16 protein-coding genes are annotated in these 17,043 nt (G+C 72.4%); 3 read left to right on the top strand and 13 right to left on the bottom strand.

The genetic code is table 11. The features are described from left to right. Positions 1 to 8: 8 nt before the first annotated feature. The 8 genes from nuoE to ACFQRI_RS09370 all read right to left on the bottom strand — a co-directional run bounded on the left by nuoE (position 9) and on the right by ACFQRI_RS09370 (position 7,758). Positions 9 to 737 (bottom strand): NADH-quinone oxidoreductase subunit NuoE, encoded by a 729-nt coding sequence (gene nuoE / locus ACFQRI_RS09405; protein ID WP_380666697.1) that lies wholly within the window; start codon positions 735 to 737, stop codon positions 9 to 11. Continuing rightward, positions 734 to 2,077: an NADH-quinone oxidoreductase subunit D gene (locus ACFQRI_RS09400; protein ID WP_380666695.1), complete on the bottom strand. Its 1,344-nt coding sequence runs from the start codon at positions 2,075 to 2,077 to the stop codon at positions 734 to 736. The genes nuoE and ACFQRI_RS09400 overlap by 4 nt, the downstream gene beginning before the upstream one ends. 52 nt (positions 2,078 to 2,129) lie before the next feature. Then, on the bottom strand, positions 2,130 to 2,885 hold the full coding sequence (locus tag ACFQRI_RS09395; protein ID WP_380666693.1) for an NADH-quinone oxidoreductase subunit C: 756 nt from the start codon (positions 2,883 to 2,885) through the stop codon (positions 2,130 to 2,132). Between the two features lie 5 nt (positions 2,886 to 2,890). Next, positions 2,891 to 3,562, bottom strand: coding sequence for a NuoB/complex I 20 kDa subunit family protein (locus ACFQRI_RS09390; protein WP_380666691.1), 672 nt, complete (start codon positions 3,560 to 3,562; stop codon positions 2,891 to 2,893). A gap of 81 nt (positions 3,563 to 3,643) precedes the next feature. After that, positions 3,644 to 4,009 carry an NADH-quinone oxidoreductase subunit A gene (locus tag ACFQRI_RS09385; protein WP_380666689.1) on the bottom strand — a complete coding sequence of 122 codons (366 nt, stop codon included), beginning with the start codon at positions 4,007 to 4,009 and terminating at the stop codon, positions 3,644 to 3,646. A 182-nt stretch (positions 4,010 to 4,191) separates the two neighbouring features. Then, a complete protein-coding gene (locus tag ACFQRI_RS09380; protein ID WP_380666687.1) occupies positions 4,192 to 5,487 on the bottom strand; it encodes a geranylgeranyl reductase family protein in 1,296 nt (431 codons plus the stop codon). Positions 5,488 to 5,835: 348 nt separating this feature from the next. Continuing rightward, entirely contained in the window at positions 5,836 to 6,525 is a 690-nt protein-coding gene (locus ACFQRI_RS09375) for a demethylmenaquinone methyltransferase (RefSeq protein WP_380666685.1), read from the bottom strand. Positions 6,526 to 6,633: 108 nt separating this feature from the next. Further along, on the bottom strand, positions 6,634 to 7,758 hold the full coding sequence (locus ACFQRI_RS09370) for a glycosyltransferase family 4 protein (protein WP_380666683.1): 1,125 nt from the start codon (positions 7,756 to 7,758) through the stop codon (positions 6,634 to 6,636). A gap of 177 nt (positions 7,759 to 7,935) precedes the next feature. Here ACFQRI_RS09370 and ACFQRI_RS09365 point away from each other — a divergent pair, with 177 nt between their 5' ends. Next, positions 7,936 to 8,769, top strand: coding sequence for an inositol monophosphatase family protein (locus ACFQRI_RS09365; protein ID WP_380666681.1), 834 nt, complete (start codon positions 7,936 to 7,938; stop codon positions 8,767 to 8,769). Positions 8,770 to 8,776: 7 nt separating this feature from the next. Here ACFQRI_RS09365 and ACFQRI_RS09360 read toward each other — a convergent pair whose 3' ends face one another. The 3 genes from ACFQRI_RS09360 to ACFQRI_RS09350 all read right to left on the bottom strand — a co-directional run bounded on the left by ACFQRI_RS09360 (position 8,777) and on the right by ACFQRI_RS09350 (position 10,807). Continuing rightward, positions 8,777 to 9,289 carry a hypothetical protein gene (locus tag ACFQRI_RS09360; protein WP_380666679.1) on the bottom strand — a complete coding sequence of 171 codons (513 nt, stop codon included), beginning with the start codon at positions 9,287 to 9,289 and terminating at the stop codon, positions 8,777 to 8,779. A gap of 135 nt (positions 9,290 to 9,424) precedes the next feature. Further along, positions 9,425 to 10,336 carry a 1,2-phenylacetyl-CoA epoxidase subunit PaaC gene (gene paaC, locus ACFQRI_RS09355; protein WP_380666677.1) on the bottom strand — a complete coding sequence of 304 codons (912 nt, stop codon included), beginning with the start codon at positions 10,334 to 10,336 and terminating at the stop codon, positions 9,425 to 9,427. 99 nt (positions 10,337 to 10,435) lie between these two features. Further along, positions 10,436 to 10,807, bottom strand: coding sequence for a DUF3592 domain-containing protein (locus tag ACFQRI_RS09350; RefSeq protein ID WP_465269716.1), 372 nt, complete (start codon positions 10,805 to 10,807; stop codon positions 10,436 to 10,438). Between the two features lie 264 nt (positions 10,808 to 11,071). Between ACFQRI_RS09350 and ACFQRI_RS09345 the strand changes: the two genes are divergently transcribed. Continuing rightward, positions 11,072 to 12,382 (top strand): isochorismate synthase, encoded by a 1,311-nt coding sequence (locus tag ACFQRI_RS09345; RefSeq protein WP_380666673.1) that lies wholly within the window; start codon positions 11,072 to 11,074, stop codon positions 12,380 to 12,382. A gap of 70 nt (positions 12,383 to 12,452) precedes the next feature. Here ACFQRI_RS09345 and ACFQRI_RS09340 read toward each other — a convergent pair whose 3' ends face one another. After that, positions 12,453 to 13,901, bottom strand: a complete 1,449-nt coding sequence (locus tag ACFQRI_RS09340; protein WP_380667314.1) for a M1 family metallopeptidase — start codon at positions 13,899 to 13,901, stop codon at positions 12,453 to 12,455. Between the two features lie 182 nt (positions 13,902 to 14,083). After that, positions 14,084 to 15,748: a 2-succinyl-5-enolpyruvyl-6-hydroxy-3-cyclohexene-1-carboxylic-acid synthase gene (gene menD, locus ACFQRI_RS09335; RefSeq protein WP_380666671.1), complete on the bottom strand. Its 1,665-nt coding sequence runs from the start codon at positions 15,746 to 15,748 to the stop codon at positions 14,084 to 14,086. 134 nt (positions 15,749 to 15,882) lie between these two features. Between menD and ACFQRI_RS09330 the strand changes: the two genes are divergently transcribed. Continuing rightward, positions 15,883 to 16,806, top strand: coding sequence for a 1,4-dihydroxy-2-naphthoyl-CoA synthase (locus tag ACFQRI_RS09330; RefSeq protein ID WP_380666669.1), 924 nt, complete (start codon positions 15,883 to 15,885; stop codon positions 16,804 to 16,806). Positions 16,807 to 17,043 lie beyond the last annotated feature (237 nt).

Raw genomic sequence — 17,043 nt, 5'->3', positions numbered from 1 at the left:
GGCCACCCTCACTTCCTGTCCGGCACGGGCGGGAGTTCCGCGTCATCGGGCATGCTCGGGGCGGTCCAGCCGCGCTCCTCGGCCAGCTGCGCGCCGCGCAGCGTCTCGGTCGCCTGCGACGGACCGGTGACGGTTTCGTCGAGGTCGTCGAAGAACCCGGCGAGCTGGCGCTCGGCGCCGCGGAAGTCGGACAGCGCGGGCCCCCTGGTGGGCGCCGGCTTCTCCCCGCGCTGCAGGGCCTTCACCAGTTCCAGCGCCTGCTCCGGGCTCTGGTTGTCGTAGTACTCGTAGTTGACCTGCAGCATCGGCGCGAAGTCGCAGGCCGCCAGGCACTCGGCGTGCTCCAGGGTGATCGACCCCTCCGCACCGGGCTCACCGGCCGTTCCCTCGTGCCCGACGCCCAGGTGCTCGCTGAGCGCGCGGTAGACCGCCTCGCCGCCCATGGCCGCGCACATCGTGTTGGTGCACACGCTGACCAGGTGCTGCCCGCAGGGACTGCGCTTGTACATGGTGTAGAAGGTGGCCACCGCGCTGACCTCGGCGACCGAGATCCCCAGCTGCTCGGCGCAGAAGTGGATGCCCGAACCGCTGACGTAGCCCTGCTCGGACTGCACCAGGTGCAGCATGGGCAGCAGCGCCGAGCGGGACTCCGGGTACCGCGCGATGATCGCCTCGGCCTCGGTCCGGGTGCGCTCGCCGAACACCGAGGTGTCGATTTCTTCGTTCCGCTCGTTCATCGGTCCACCCCGCCCATCACCGGGTCGATGGAGGCGACCGCCGCGATCACGTCGGCGACCAGGCCGCCTTCGCACATCGCGGGCATCGCCTGCAGGTTCACGAAACTGGGGTCGCGCACGTGCGCGCGCAGCGGCCGGGTCCCGCCGTCGGAGACCACGTGCGCGGCGAGCTCGCCGCGGGGCGACTCGACCGGCGAGTACGCCTGCCCCGGCGGCACGTCGAAGCCCTCGGTCACCAGCTTGAAGTGGTGGATCAGCGACTCCATGGACTGACCCATGATCTTGCGGACGTGGTCCAGCGAGTTGCCCATGCCGTCCGGGCCGATGGACAGCTTCGCCGGCCAGGCGATCTTGGGGTCGTCGACCATGTGCGGGCCGGACTCCATCTTGTCGATGCACTGCCGGATGATCTTCAGCGATTCGTAGATCTCCCGCAGCCGCAGCAGGAACCGCGCGTAGCAGTCCCCGTCGGTGCTGGTGGGCACCTCGAAGTCGAACTCCTCGTAACCGCAGTAGGGCTCGACCTTGCGCAGGTCCCAGGCCAACCCCGCGGCCCGCAGCAGCGGCCCGGTCACGCCCAGCTGGAGCGCGCCGTCCAGCGGCAGGTAGCCGACGTCCTTGAGGCGCTGCTTCCAGATCGGCTGGCCGGTGAACAGCTTCTCGTAGCCGGGCAGCCGCTCGTCCATCACCTTGATGAAGGCCTTGACCTTGTCCTGCCAGCCCCCCGGGAGGTCCTGCGCGACCCCTCCGGGGCGGATGAAGGCGTGGTTCATCCGCAGGCCGGTGAGGAACTCCAGCAGGTGCAGGACCTCCTCGCGGTCACGGAAGCCGTAGGTCATGCCGGTGGTGGCGCCCAGCTCCATCGCGCCGGTGGCCAGGAAGACCAGGTGCGAGGAGATCCGGTTGAGCTCCATGAGCATCACGCGGAAGGTCTCCGCGCGCTTCGGGACCTCGATGCCCAGCAGCTTCTCCACGCCCATGCAGTAGGCGGCCTCGTTGTACAGCGGCGCCAGGTAGTCCATCCGGGTCAGGAAGGTGACGCCCTGGGTCCAGGTCCGGTACTCGGTGTTCTTCTCGATGCCGGTGTGCAGGTAGCCGATCACCGAGCGGGCCTTGGTGACCGTCTCCCCCTCGAGCTCGAGCACCAGCCGCAGCACGCCGTGCGTGGACGGGTGCTGCGGGCCGAGGTTGATGACGACCCGCTCCTCGCCGCCGGTTTCGTCCAGGAACTCGTCCCAGTCGCCCCCGGTGACGGTGAAGATCCGGCCCTCGGTCGTCTCCCGCGACTCCGCGCGGGTGGCGCCCGCCGCCCCGTTGCCGGTCAGTGGTTCGGTGGTCATTCCCAACACCTCTCCGCGGTGTCGCGCTGCGGGGTCTGCCTCGGGATCGCGGTCACGAGTACGCCCTCCGCTGGTCCGGGGGCGGGATCTCGGCCCCGCCCTTGTACTCCACCGGGATCCCGCCGAGCGGGTAGTCCTTGCGCTGCGGGTGCCCGTCCCAGTCGTCGGGCATCAGGATCCGGGTCAGCGCGGGGTGCCCGTCGTAGACGATGCCGAACATGTCCCAGGTCTCGCGCTCCTGGAAGTCGGCCGTCGGGTAGACCTCGACGACCGAGGGGACGTGCGGGTCCGCCACGTCGACGGCGACCTCCAGCCGCGTCCGGCGGCGGAAGGTCATCGAGGTCAGGTGGTAGACCGAGTGCAGCCGCTGCGGGACCTCCGGCCCGTAGTCCACACCGGACACCGAGCTGCACAGCTCGAAGCGCAGCGCCGGGTCGTCCCGCATGGTCCGGCAGACCTCGACCAGGTGCTCGCGGCGCAGGTAGAAGGTGATCTCCCCGCGGTCCACGGTCACCTGCTGCACGGTGTCGGCGGGCAGGCCCTTGTCGCGCAGCGCGGCGAGCAGCGCGTCGGCGACCTCGTCGAACCAGCCGCCGTAGGGCCGCTCGGCGGCGGGCGGCACGTAGGCGGGGAGCCGGAGACCGCCGTAGCCGGAGGTGTCCCCGGAGCCGCGCACGCCGAACATTCCCCGGCGCTCGCGACCGGCCACCGGCTGCGCCGCCTCGGCGGGTTCCAGCCCGCCGCGCGGGCGCTCCGCGCTGGACCCGGGCTCGCCCGGTGCCGGCGTCGTGATCTCGTCCTCGGACATCGAACTCACCTACCCGCCTTGAGCTCGGGACGTTCCGGAGTGGTCTGCAGACCGCCGAGCTCGTCGGAACCGCCCATCTCGCGGCGCTGCGCGTCCTGCTGCCGCTCGGCGCGCTTGCGCTGGGCGCGGTTCTTCGGGGCGTAGCGCTCGGAGGACGGGATCATCGCGGTGCGCTCGCCGCTCTCCAGCTTCTCCTGCGCGCGCTTGGCGTTGATCGGCTCGTCCATGATCTTGGCGTGCAGCTTGAGGATCGCGTCCAGCAGCATCTCCGGACGCGGCGGGCAGCCCGGCAGGTACATGTCCACCGGCACCACGTGGTCCACGCCCTGCACGACCGCGTAGTTGTTGAACATCCCGCCCGTCGAGGCGCACACGCCCATCGCCAGCACCCAGCGCGGCTCGGGCATCTGGTCGTAGATCTGGCGCAGCACCGGGGCCATCTTGTTGGTCACCCGGCCCGCCACGATCATCAGATCGGCCTGGCGCGGGGTCGCCGAGAAGCGCTCCATGCCGAACCGGGAGATGTCGTACCGGGAACCGCCGACGGTCATCATCTCGATGGCGCAGCAGGCCAGCCCGAACGTCGCCGGCCACATCGACGTCTTCCGGGTCCAGTTGACCAGCTTTTCCACGTTTGCCAACAGGATGCCGTTGGGCAACTGCTCTTCGAGCCCCATCGCCGGCACTCCTTCCCGCGTCCTTGCGGCTTGTCCCTGCAGTTGGTCGGGCGCCCGGCGGACCGGGCGGATCGCTCCGGTCTAGTTCCAGTCGAAGCCACCTCGGCGCCACACGTAGAGATCGGCGAGGCCGAAGGTGACGATGAACAGCACGACCGCGGCGGCCCCGTACAGGCCGAGCATGTCGGCGGAAACCGCGTACGGGAAAAGGAAGACCATCTCGATGTCGAAGAGGATGAACATCATCGCGGTCATGTAGTAGGCGACCGGCATCCGGCCGCCGCCGACGACCGGTTGCGGCGACGGCTCGATGCCGCACTCGTAGGCGTCCAGCTTCGCCCTGTTGTAGCGCCGGGGACCGACCAGCGGCGCGATCGCGACCGAGAAGACCGCGAACCCCAGCGCGAGCGCGAACATCAGAACCAACGGGATGTACGGGTCGAGCATCGTCGCTGCCCTCCAGCTCGTCGTCGGCCTCCGCCTGAACCGCGCGAGGTTTGTCCGCTCATGCCGGGAGTTCCGGCCTCATCGGGCACTCTATGCGGTCAGCCGGTTCACCTCCGTAATGAGGTGAACCTAACTTTATGACTTCTCTCACTCCCGTAGGACATCTGACCAGACTTCGCCGCTCACGCGCTAGGGGTGAGCCGAGTCGTGGCGTTGATCACACGGTCCATCGTGTCCCCACCCTTCTCGTCGTAGAGATTCGCCAGCAGCTTCAACACGAATCGCATCAGCAGCGGGCGCGGCAGACCGTGCCGCGCGGCCATCCGCATGACGGTGGGATTGCCAATCAACTTGCTGAAGATATTGCCGAGCCGGAAGTACCCGCCGAGCTCCTGCTGCACCGCCGTCGGGTACCGGCGCAGGGCCTGCTCCCGGGAGAAACCGGCCGGCCGGGCCATCGCGTGCACCACGCACTCGGCCGCCAGCCGGGCCGACTGCATGGCGTAGGCGATGCCCTCGCCGTTGAACGGGTTGACCATGCCGCCCGCGTCGCCGACCAGCAGCAGCCCGTTGCGGTAGTGCGGGGTGCGGTTGAAGCCCATCGGCAGAGCCGCGCCGCCGACCTTGCCGGTGGCGTTGTCCTCCCGGAACCCCCACTCCTCCGGAGTGCCGTCCAACCACGAGCGCAGCAGCTTGCGGTAGTCGGTCTTGCCGTAGGCGCTGGAGGTCGACAGGATCCCCAGCCCCACGTTGGAAGTCCCGTCACCCATGCCGAAGATCCAGCCGTAGCCGGGCAGCAGCCGCGGCTCCGGCCCGGAGCGGTCCCACAGCTCCAGGTGCGATTCGAGGAAGTCGTCCTTGGTGCGCGGGCTGGTGTAGTAGCGGCGGACCGCCACCCCCATCGGCCGGTCCTCGCGCTTGTCGATGCCCACCGACAGCGCCAGCCGCGCCGAGACCCCGTCGCAGGCCACCACCAGCGGCGCCCGGTAGCTCACCGGCTCCCGCTCCGGCCCGGTCCTGGCCTCCACCCCGACGATCCGGCCGGTGCGCTCGTCGGTGATCGCACCGGTGACGGTGGTCTGCTGGAACAGCCGCGCGGCCGCCAGCTGGGCGGTCCGGGCGAGCAGGTCGTCGAAGTCGTTGCGCGGGCGGACCAGGCCGTAGGGCGGGAAGTCGGCCAGCGCGGGCCAGTTCAGCTCCAGGTTCACCCCGCCGCCGACCACCCGCAGACCCCGGTTGTGCAGCCAACCGGCCTCCTCGCGGGTGTCGATGCCCAGGTCGATGAGCTGCTTGACGCCCCGGGGCGTGATCCCGTCGCCGCAGACCTTCTCCCGCGGGAAGACGCTCTTCTCCAGCAGCAGGACGTCCAAGCCGCCCCTGGCCAGGTAGGTCGCGGCCGTCGAACCTGCCGGACCGGCTCCGACGACGATCACGTCGGCGTCGTCCTCGGGGCGGCGGCGGCTGGTGGCGCTGGTCATGACACTCCTCGAGCTAGTGCAGTGCACGACGCGGCGGTGTGATCCGCGCCGGGAAACCCGCTTGTGAACGAGTTCACTAAATCCCGAGTCTAAGCCGCCCAAACCGTGCGATCGAGCCCTCGAACTACGCCACCCGAGTGAGTTGTCGTCGCAGGTAAACCCGCCCTGCGGGCGCGGCTGCGCCGGACGGCGGAATCCCCGCCTCCGCTAGTGGTCCAGCTCACAGCCGGTTGGCGAGCGGGCAGGGCGCGCGAGGCTCGCCGAAGGTGTCCGGGGCCGGAGGCGACGACCCCGCCGACGGGTGCCCTGACGCGCAGCGGTGCGCTCGCCCCTCCGGGCCGATCGGTCCTAGCGGGGCTTGAGGGCGCTGTGCACCGCCACGGCCCCGCTGGTGAGGTTGCGCCAGGTGACGTCGGTCCAGCCGGACTCGGCGATCAGCTCGCCGAGCTTGCGCTGGTCAGGCCAGGAGCGGATGGATTCGGCCAGGTAGACGTAGGCGTCCGGGTTCGAGGAGACGGCGCGGGCGATCGGCGGCAGCGCGCGCATCAGGTAGTTCATGTAGACGGTCCGGAAGGGCTGCCAGGTGGGGGTGGAGAACTCGCAGACCACCAGCCGCCCGCCGGGGCGGACCACCCGCAGCATCTCCCGCAGGCCCGCCCCGGTGTCCACCAGGTTGCGCAGGCCGAAGGAGATGGTCACCGCGTCGAAGGCGCCGTCGGCGAACGGCAGGCGCAACGCGTCGGCGGCGACCATCGGCACGCCGCGCGCCTTGCCCACCGACAGCATCCCGAGCGAGAAGTCCGCGGCCACGCAGTAGGCGCCGGAGCGCGCGAACTCGACGGTGGAGACGCCGCTGCCCGCCGCGAGGTCGAGCACCTTCTCGTCGCGCTTGGGCGCGAGCACCCGGCGGGTGACGTTGCGCCAGCGCCGGTCCTGCCCGAAGGACAGCACGGTGTTGGTCAGGTCGTACCTGCGCGCAACCCCGTCGAACATCGCAGCGACTTCGCGAGGGTTCTTGTCCAAGCCAGCCCGAGACACAGCGAAAGCCTACGTGCTCAGGCCGCCCGACCGGCGCTCGGCCGACGGTTCGGCCGGGACTCGCGCGGGCGGGGCGGCGGTGAACTCCCCGGCCAGCAGCGCCCCGGGTCAGGCGGCGGCGGACTCGGCGTGCCCGGTGACGTCGGCGTAGTGCCCGACGAGCTGCTCGCACAGCGCGGGCCAGGTGCGGCCGGCGACCGAGGAACGACCGGCGGAGCCGAAGCGGGCGCGCAGGTGCGGGTCCCGGAGCTTGGCGATAGAGGCCTGCAGCGCCGCGTGGTGCGCAGCGTCCTCGTGCGCGGGCAGCAGGTACCCGGTCCGGCCGTGGTCGACCAGATCGCGCGGGCCGCCCGCGTCCGGCGCGACGACCGGGACCCCGGAGGCCATCGCCTCCTGCACCGCCTGGCAGAAGGTCTCGTGCGGACCGGTGTGCACGAACACGTCCAGGCTCGCGTAGAGATCGGCGAGCTCCTCGCCGGTGCGCTGGCCGAGGAAGGCCGCGCCGGGCAGCTCGCCCTCCAGCCGGTCCCGCTCGGGGCCGTCGCCGACGACCACCAGCCGCACGCCGGGCAGTCCGTCCAGCGCGGCCAGCCGCTCGATGCGCTTCTCCGGAGCGAGCCTGCCCACGTAGCCGACCAGCAGCTCACCGCCCGGAGCCAGCTCGCGGCGCAGCCGCTCGTCACGCCGCGCGGGGGTGAACCGCTCGGTGTCCACCCCGCGCCCCCACCGGTGCACCCGGGGAACGCCCTGGCCGCGCAGGCTCTGCACGGCCCAGGTGGACGGGGCGAGCGTGCGGTCCGCACCGCAGTGCAGCCTGCGGATCCAGCGCCACGCGGCGCGAGCGGTCAGCCCGAGCCCGTAAGACTCGGCGAAGCCGGCCACGTCGGTCTGGTACACCGCCACGGTCGGCACGTCGAGCCGCTTCGCCGCGGCCAGGCCGCGGGCGCCGACGACGAACGGCGAGGCCAGGTGCACCACGTCCGGGCCGAACTCGCCCAGCTCGCGCAGCACGCGGCGGCTGGGCAGGCCGATCGGCAGCGAGGAGACCACGGGCAGGTCCATCGCCGGGAGCCGGACCACCGGGAACCCGGCGTACGAGTCCGGCCCCTGGCCCGGAGCGATCACCAGCGCCTCGTCGCCCCGGCGACGCAAGTGCTCCAGCACCCGCAACACCGAGTTGGTCACTCCGTTGATCTGCGGCAGGAAGCTCTCGGTCACGACTGCGATGCGCACTCCTCAACGGTGTCCACCGGTTCCGGCGAGCAGCCGAAGCCGATGTGACGCCGCCGCCAACGACAGCGGAAGACCACCCCAACAAGGCCCGCCGAACGGCAAACGTGGCCTGGCCATCCCCGTCCGGACACCTGCGCGTTGCACGGCGGTCACCCTCCTCGCGGAGCCTGAGGCGGCATGACGGTCCTGCCTTCCCCGCCCGCCCGGATCGATCCCGCGCTGGTGTCGCGGGCCTTCGACGTCGCCGGTCGGCTCGCCAACGACGCGGCCGACGTGATCATCGCGACCGCCGGGCGGGGAGCCCGACCCGAGCCCTCCGAGTCGCCCTTCGACTGGGTGACCGACACCGGGCGGACCCTGGAGCGGCACACCCGCCGGGTGCTGGCCGAGCAGTTCGCCGGGGTGCCGGTGTTCGGCGAGGAGTTCGACGACGAGCTGGTCCAGGGCCCGCGCAAGACGCCCTTCCGCTGGTCGGTCGACCCGGTGGACGGCACCGCGAACTACGTGGCCGGGCTGCCCTGGTGCGCCTACAGCCTGGCGATGCTCGACGAGCACGGACCGGTGGTCGGCGTGGTCGCCGACCCGTACCGCACCCAGATCTACGCGGCGGCCCGGGACCGCGGGATGCGGGCCAACGGGACCCCGGTGCGCTTGCCCGAGCGGACCGAGCTGCGCGGCGGGATCGTGTGCACCGAGCTGACCCGCAACGGGCCGTGGCCGGGCATGGACCGGTTCATCACCAACGCGGCGGGAGCGCAGGTCGGGGTGCGTTTACTGGGCTCCCCCGCGCTGGCGATCACCCAGGTCGCGCTCGGGCACGCGGTCGCGGCGGTGCTCGACGACTACCAGGAGTGGGACGTGGCCGGAGCGCTCGCGCTGGCCACCGAGTCCGGCGCGACGGTCCTGGACCGCCGCGGCGAGCCGAACCGCCTCCCCGCCGACGGCCTGCTGGTCGCGGCCCCCGACGTCGCCGGTCACGTCCACGACTGGTGGCGCAAGGCCACCGACTGACCCGGCCTCAGCCCGGCACCCGCTCGACCAGGACCGCCGACAGCGGGCGGACCAGCGGGAAGCGGTCGCGCAGCGCCGCGACCCGGCGCTCGGCGTCCTCCGCGTCCGCGACGAGTTCGAGGACCTCCTCGGTGGTCTCGGCGAAGCGGGCCGCGGCACCCGCGAGCTGGGCGCGAACCCGGCCGGCGACCTCCGCGTCGCGCCGCGAGTCCCCGAGGCCCTTGCCGAGCTCGGCGAGCACCCGCACGTCCGGGAGCTCGGCGTCCATCCGGCGCACCACGGCGCGCAGCCGGTTGCGGGTCTCGCGCGAGGACACCGCCTCGACCGCCTGACCGGCGCGGTGCACGCTCTGCTCGCAGCGCCGCACCGCGGGCGCCCACGCGTCCGCGGGCACCTCCGGCAGGACCTCCGGCGCCGGCTGGTCCGGCACCGCTTCGCCGCCCCGGACCAGCAGCACCAGCCCGGCACCGGCACAACCCGCGAGCACGCCGATGATCAGGTTCAACCACAGTGCGTCCATCTCCGAGTTGCGCCCTTCCGCTCGACCCCTGACCGGCCCGAAGACCTCGCCTCCCCCCGAAGCTCGTTCCAGGGTCCTCCCGGCAGCCGCTCAGGTCGTGCGGGGAACTACTCATTCTCGCCCAAAAATCGGCGATCAGCGGGCGCTTCGCCCGGTTTCCTGCTGCCTGGGCACCGCGGCACCGCGCGGGCGCTCGCCCGTTCCGCGCGCGAGGTGCTGCAGCTCGGCCAGCAGGAAGGGCATGCCCGCGGTGTGCGCGCCGTCCCTGCCCCCGGGCCGCTCGAACTCGGCGAACTCGCCCGGATCGGGCAGCCGGGCCACCGAGAAGACCTCGTCGAGCGACCGGCCCACGTCGCCGCGGACCCGGGCGGGGTCGACCGCGCAGCCCTGGTCGGCGAGCCGGGCCTCCACCGGGTGCGGGACGAACAGCTCGCCGGTCAGCGGCCAGATCCTGCCCAGCGCCGCGGCCATCCGGTCGGCCGAGGCCGCCGAATCGCCGAACTTGATCGCCCACTGCGCGGCGTGGTCGCGGTGGTCGAGCATCGCGGGCAGCGAGCGGGCGGCCAGCGTGGCCAGCACCCCGTCCCTGGTGCCCGCGAGCCCCTGGTAGACCGCCAGCCTCCAGGTGGCCAGCAGCAGCAGCCGAGCCACCGTGGCCGCGAAGTCCCCACCCGCACCGGGACCGCAGTCGATCTCGGCGAGCCGCACGTTGCGGAACTCCTCGGCGTCCCGGAAGTAGGCCAGCCGGTCCTCGTCCCGCCCGGCAGCCTCGAGTTCACCTGAACGGGCGAGCAGCACGCGCGCTTGGCCGAGCAGCTCCAGCGCGATGCCGCCCAGCGCCGCGGCCTCCTCCAGCCCGGCGCGCGCTCCCCACTGGCCCAGCCGGTGGGCCAGCACCAGCGCGTCGTCGCCGAGCATCATCGAGTACGCGGACAGGTCCGCGGCGTCGACGCCGTCGGGCACCGAGCGGTCCGCGGCGGACGTGTTCGGCGCGCCCAGCACCCACTGCTGCGTCTGCGCGCCGGACGGCGATCTCGGGATGTTCATCACGCGACCTCGCAGGGTGCGGAGCCGACGCCACGACCTCCACCGGCCCCTCTAGGCGGACGTCCAGTGTCACACCGACGGGACCCGTCGGAAAGCCGTTCACTCCCGGATCGAACGCCTGAGCAGGTAATACACCGGCAGCAGCACGGCCCAGACGACCGCGAGCGAGCTGGCCACCGGCAGCAGCGAGACCGTCCAGCTGCGCCCGGCGACCCGCACCAGGTCGGGGTTGCGCGCGTCGTACTCGACGCGGACCAGCTGACCGACCTGCAGGTCCGAGGGGTAGAGCACGCCGTTGGGCGGCAGGAACACCCGACCGTCCTCGGTGTTGAACCGCACGGCGGTGCGGATCGGCGAGGTGTCCACGACCTCGGCGACCGACTGGCCGCGGGCCTCCGCGATGGTGCGGTCGTTGATGAAGCAGGCCACGATCATCGAAGCGCCCATCACGGTGAGCAACGCACCGACCACGAGCACTCCTCGGGCGACGCGTCGGCGCACCCGGCGGCGGGACGCTTCCCGGACCGACCGGCCACTGTCAGTGCTCGCACTGCTCACCGGGTCGGCCGCATCCTGGGTTAGCCCCTCGCCTGCCACGGCTACCGATTGTAAGGAAACCGAGCTCGCGTCCGCCCGCAGGCTCGACCCGCCGACCGCGGCGGTCCGGAATGGCGGGCGTCACTCAGGCTCTCCTGACCGCTCCGCGGGTCGAATCCACCGCATACCCTCCCCCTCGTGGCCACTACATCCCGGCGGCTGACGGCCCGGACGCGACGCATCGGACGCGACGACCCCCGGCACGACCGCCCGCTGCTGGAGCTGCTGCCCGGCGGGGCGCCGCTGAGCTGGGTGCGCGCGGGCGAAGGCCTGGTCGGGTGGGGTTGCGCGGCGCGGCTGAGCACCAGCGGCGCGGCCCGCTTCGCCGACGCGGAGGCCTGGTGGGACGAGCTCTCCGGGCGCTTCGACGTCGACGACGAGGTGGGGCTGCCCGGGTGCGGACCGGTCGCGTTCGCCTCGCTGGCCTTCGCCGCCGACCCGGGCGAGTCCGCGCTGGTGGTCCCCGAGGTGATCATCGGCGAGCGGGACGGCATCCGGTGGATCACCACGATCGGCGAGCCGGACGCCGAGATCGAGGTCGCCCCGGTGCACCCGCCGGGCACCGTCTCCTACAGCGACGGCCGGTTGTCGTCCTCCGGCTACCGCCACGCGGTGACCGAGGCCGTGCGGGTGATGCGGGCCGAGGACCCGGAGCTGGCCAAGATCGTGCTGGCGCACGACCTGGTGGCCGACACCTCCGAGCCGCTCGACGAGCGGTTCCTGCTGCACAACCTGGCCGCCCGCTATCCGAGCTGCTGGACCTTCGCCGTCGACGGCCTGCTCGGAGCGACCCCGGAGCTGCTGCTGGAGCGCCAGGGCTGCGCGGTGCGCTCGCGGGTGCTGGCCGGCACCGTCTGGCCGCGCGAGGGCCGCGACGACGACGAGCTCGCCGCCGAGCTGCTGGCCTCGGCGAAGAACCGCTCGGAGCACGCCTACGCGGCCCGCTCGCTGGCCGAGACGCTGCGCGGGTTCTGCAGCGAGCTCGACGTGCCGGAGGAGCCGAGGGTCCTGCGGCTGCGCAACGTGCTGCACCTGGCCACCGACGTGGAGGGCAAGCTGGCCGACTCCGCGGGCGGCGCGGCCGGGCTGCTGAGCATGCTCGCCGCCGTGCACCCCACCGCCGCCGTCGGCGGCACGCCGACCCGCGCGGCGGTGCGCCGGATCGCCCAGCTGGAGGGCATGGATCGCGGCCGCTACGCCGGCCCGGTGGGTTGGATCGACACCGGCGGCAACGGCGAGATCGGCATCGCGCTGCGCTGCGCGCAGGTCGAGGACGCCGACGGCGGCTGGGAGGACGACTCCGCCGCGCCCGGTTCCGGACGCGGCGGAGGCAGGGTTCGGCTGTTCGCTGGCGGCGGCATCGTGCCCGACTCTGATCCCGACCTGGAGGTCGCCGAGGTCGAGGCCAAGCTGCTGCCGATCCGCGAGGCCCTGGAGGGCGTTCGCTAGGAGCCGCTCGCGGACGCCGCGCGTCTGATTCCGCTGCCCGCACCGCTCGGCGGGCGATCGCGGAACGCCCTCAGCCCTCCCGCTCGGCGAGCAGCCGGTGCGTGCGGTCGATCTCGGCGACCGCGGCGGGGACCTCGCCGGAGCGGACGCCCGCGCCCTCCGGGACCCCGGTCCTGGCCCCGACGTCCGGGCGCCCCGACGTGAACAACCAGGCGTTGAACAGCTCGTCGAGGTCCTGACCCGAGATCTTCTCGGCCAGGTCGGTGAACTGCTCGACGGTGCCGTTGCCATCGCGGTGCTCGCCGACCCAGGTGCGCAGGATCTCCCGGAAGGCGGCGTCGCCGACGGCGTTGCGCAGCGCGTGCACCGCCATCGCACCCCGGTCGTAGACCGCCGGGTGGAAGACGTTGCTCGGTCCCGGGTCACCCGGCAGGACCTGCCAGAACGGGTCGTCCGGCGGGTGGGCCCCGTAGTAGTGGTCGAAGATCTCCTGGGTGGTCCCGGTGCCCCGGGACTCCGACCACATCCACTCGGCGTAGGAGGCGAAGCCCTCGTTGAGCCAGATGTCGCGCCACCGGTCGACGGACACCGAGTCCCCGAACCACTGGTGGGCGTTCTCGTGCACCACCACGGAGACGTTCGAGCCGTACTGGAAGAACAGGTGGCTGTAGGTGGGCCGGGTCTGGTTCTCCAGCGCGAAGTTCAGCCCCTCGGCGGGAACCACGCCGCCCTGCGCCTCGAACGGGTACTCGCCGAACTCGCCCGCCAGGAAGTCCAGCACCTCCGGGGTGCGCTCGACGCTCGCGCGGGCCGGACCGGCGAGCTCGCCGAGGTTCTCCGAGTAGGCGCTGATGAAGGGCTGACCGAACGCGCCCTTCCCGGCGCGCACCTCGTACTGGCCGAGGGCCAGGAACTGCAGGTAGGTGGCGGTGGGTTCGGCGTTGCGCCAGTACCAGGTCGTCCACCCGGCGAGGCTGGACCTGCCCGTCCGCTGGCCGTTGGACAGCGCCTCGGTGCCGTCCGGCACGGTCACCCGCACGTCGTAGGTGGCCTTGTCCCTCGGGTGGTCGTTGCCGGGGAACCACCAGGAGGAGATCTCCGGCTGGCCGATGGCCAGCGCCCCGTCCGCCGTGCGCACCCAGGGGCTGATCCCGCCCACGTCCACCGTGGACGGCTTGCCCGCGTACTCCACCACGAAGGTGGCCGGCTCGCCCTCGCGCAGCGTGGTCGGCGGGGTCACGGTCAGCTCCAGGCCGTCCTGGCTGAAGCTCGCGGGAATCCCGTTGACCCGAACCGATTTCGCGGTGAGCGCGAAGTCCAGGTTGAACGCGGTGAGGTCCTGCGTGGCGGTCGCGACGATGGTCGCGGTGCCCTGCAGGTGGTCGTCGGAGGGCTGGTACCGCAGCGCGAGGTCGTAGTGCGACACGTCGTAGCCGCCGTTGCCGTACCCGGGGAAGTAGTCGTCCCCCGCGCCCGGGGCGCCCGGACCGCTCGCGGCCAGCGCCGGAGCGGCGAACATCGCCGTCGCGCAGCACGCCGCGACCGCCGTTCGCCAGCCCTGTCGTCGAAACACCCGGCCACCTCCTCGAACTCGGTCATGTCCGAAAAGGAGCCTAGAGCGGGTTGATCCGGTTCGCGGGGCGCGTCGCGGTGTGTCCGCGAACTGCACTCCGTCGGGGTGCGCGCGGGAGAACCGCGACGTCAGCCCCGGACGGCCGAGCGGACCGCGGCGAGCAGGCGCTGGTGCACGTCGCGGAGGCCGGTGCGGTCCGCGCGCACCTCGACCACCCGCAGGCCCGGTTCCCAAGCCAGGGCCTCGCGCAGCTCGGCGTGCTCGCGCACCAGCCGGTGCGCGACGCCGTGCGCGGCGCAGAGGCTTCCGAGATCGCTGCCGTGCGGGGTTCCGAAGATCCGCTCGAAGGAGTCCGCGTGCTCCGGCCCGCCCTGTTCGAGGAGGCTGAAGATGCCTCCGCCGTCGTCGTTGAACACCACGATGGTCAGGTCGGGCCGCTGCTCGTGCGGCCCGAGGATCAGGCCGTTGCCGTCGTGCAGGAAGGTCAGGTCGCCCAGCAGCGCGTAGGCGGGCGCCCCGTGCCCGATCGCCGCGCCGATCGCGGTGGACACGGTGCCGTCGATGCCTGCCGCGCCGCGGTTGCGGTGCGCCCGCAGATCGGGCCGCTGCCGGCAGGCCAGTGCCACGTCGCGGCTGGGGTTGGACGATCCGAGCACCAGCACGCCGCCCTCGGGCACCGCGTCGACGACTTCCCGCGCGACCGCGGGCCCGTTGGGCCAGCGTTCCAGGTCCAGCGCGGAGTGCAGCGCGGCGACCGCCTTCTGGTCGGCCTGCTGCCAGGTGGTGAGCCACTGCGGGTCGGCGGGCCCGGGATCGCCGCCGAAGGTCTCGGCGACCTCGCGCACGTCGTGCGCGGGCGCGGGCCAGTCCGATCCGGCGTGCGCGAGCAGCACCTCCGTCCCCGCGTCCGCGAGCAGCCGCTGGACCTGGCGGAACACCGTCGGCCGCCCCACGCACAGCACCTGCTCCGGGCGGTGCTCGTCGAGGAACCCGGGCAGGTTCAGCAGCCACATCCCGGCGCCCATCGCCGCCGGGCCGCTGGCACCGGCCCCACCGGTCTCGGAGAGCACCGGCCAACCGTGCCGCGCTCCCCACTCGCTCGCCGCTCGCAGGTCGGCGTCCTCGGCGACCAGGACCAGACCGCGTAACGCGCCCAAGCGGGTCAGCTCGCTCGGCGCCCGGCCGCGCCGGGCGACATCGGTCCAGGGGCCGCCGTCGGCACGCCCGTTGAGGCCTTCGCACCACCCGGAGCCCGTCTCCCCGGGCACGAGGGGTTCGCGGAACGGCACGTTGAGGTGGGCCGGACCGGCCTCGGTCGATGCGCAGGCACGGCAGATCTGGGTGCGCCAGTAGGCGTTCTGCCCCGGGCGCGCCTCGGCGACGGCGAGCTCGTCGAAGAAGCGAACCTCGGATCCGTAGATCCGGTGCTGGTCGATGCTCTGGTTGGCCCCGGCGGCCCGCAGCTCCGGCGGGCGGTCGGCGGTGATCACCAGCAGCGGAACGCCGGAGTGGTAGGCCTCGCTGACCGCCGGGTGCAGGTTGGCCACCGCGGTGCCGGAGGTGCACATCACCGGAACCGGCCTGCGGGTGCGCGCCGCGATGCCCAGCGCCAGGAATCCGGCGCTGCGTTCGTCGATGCGCACGTGCAGCCGCAGGAGCTCTCGGTGCGCGGCCCGATGCAGTGCGTAAGCGAGAGGCGCATTGCGCGACCCCGGGGCCAGCACCACGTGTTGCACGCCGTTGCGGACGAGCTCGTCGACGATGACCTCAGCCTGGGCCGTGGACGGGTTCAACCGATCACCTCTGAAATCGCCTGTCGGACCGGGGCGGAGGAGCCGCGTACTCCCTCTCCCCGATCCGGACGAGCGCCGGACGACCCGGGGGGAGGCCCCCGCGCCGAACGCTCGCTGCGCCTATTGTCCCAGGTGTGCAGAATCCCCGTGTCTCTGAGCTGTTCGAGCCGTCGTTGTGGGAGCCGGTAGCCGGCTTCGACTTCACCGACATCACCTATCACCGCTGCGTCGAGGACGGCCCCGGGAAGGGCACCGTGCGCATCGCGTTCGACCGCCCGGAGGTCCGCAACGCCTTCCGGCCGCACACCGTGGACGAGCTCTTCCGAGCGCTCGACCACGCCCGGATGACCAGCGACGTCGGCTGCGTGCTGATCACCGGCAACGGCCCGTCCGAGAAGGACGGCGGCTGGTCCTTCTGCTCCGGTGGCGACCAGCGCATCCGCGGCCGCTCCGGGTACCAGTACGCCTCCGGCGAGACCGCCGAGTCCGTCGACCCGGCGCGGGCCGGCCGGTTGCACGTCCTGGAGGTGCAGCGGCTCATCCGGTTCATGCCGAAGGTCGTCGTGGCCGTAGTCCCGGGCTGGGCCGCCGGTGGCGGGCACAGCCTGCACGTGGTGTGCGATCTCACCCTGGCCAGCGCCGAGCACGCCCGGTTCAAGCAGACCGACGCCGATGTCGGCAGCTTCGACGGCGGTTTCGGTTCGGCCTACCTCGCCAGGCAGGTCGGCCAGAAGTTCGCCAGGGAGATCTTCTTCCTCGGCCGCCCCTACTCCGCCGAGCAGGCCCACCAGATGGGCATGGTCAACGAGGTCGTCCCGCACGCCGAGCTGGAAGCCACCGCCCTGCAGTGGGCCAGGGAGATCAACGGCAAGTCCCCGACTGCGCAGCGCATGCTCAAGTACGCGTTCAACGCCATCGACGACGGGCTCGTCGGCCAGCAGCTGTTCGCCGGGGAGACCACGCGTCTCGCCTACATGACCGACGAGGCCGTCGAGGGGCGGGACTCCTTCCTGGAGAAGCGGGCACCCGACTGGTCCGCCTTCCCCTGGTACTACTGAGTCGAACCCCTCGGGGTCGAACTCCTCGGGACCGAGGTCCTCGGGCTCGAGATCGGGCAGCACGCCGGACAGGAACACCCCGGGACTGCGCGGCTCGTCCGCCGGGCCGGTTCCGGCGCCTTCCCCGGCGCCGGGCCGGCCCGCTTCCGGTCGCGACGGCCGCGGCGGCTGCCCGACGAAGATCGGGACCACCAGCACGATCACGCTCAGCATCACCTTCTCCTCTCCTCGCACCAA

This window comes from Saccharopolyspora griseoalba (genome assembly GCF_042665275.1).
GTDB lineage: Bacteria > Actinomycetota > Actinomycetes > Mycobacteriales > Pseudonocardiaceae > Saccharopolyspora > Saccharopolyspora griseoalba.
This window is presented reverse-complemented; position numbering and strand designations above follow the sequence as displayed.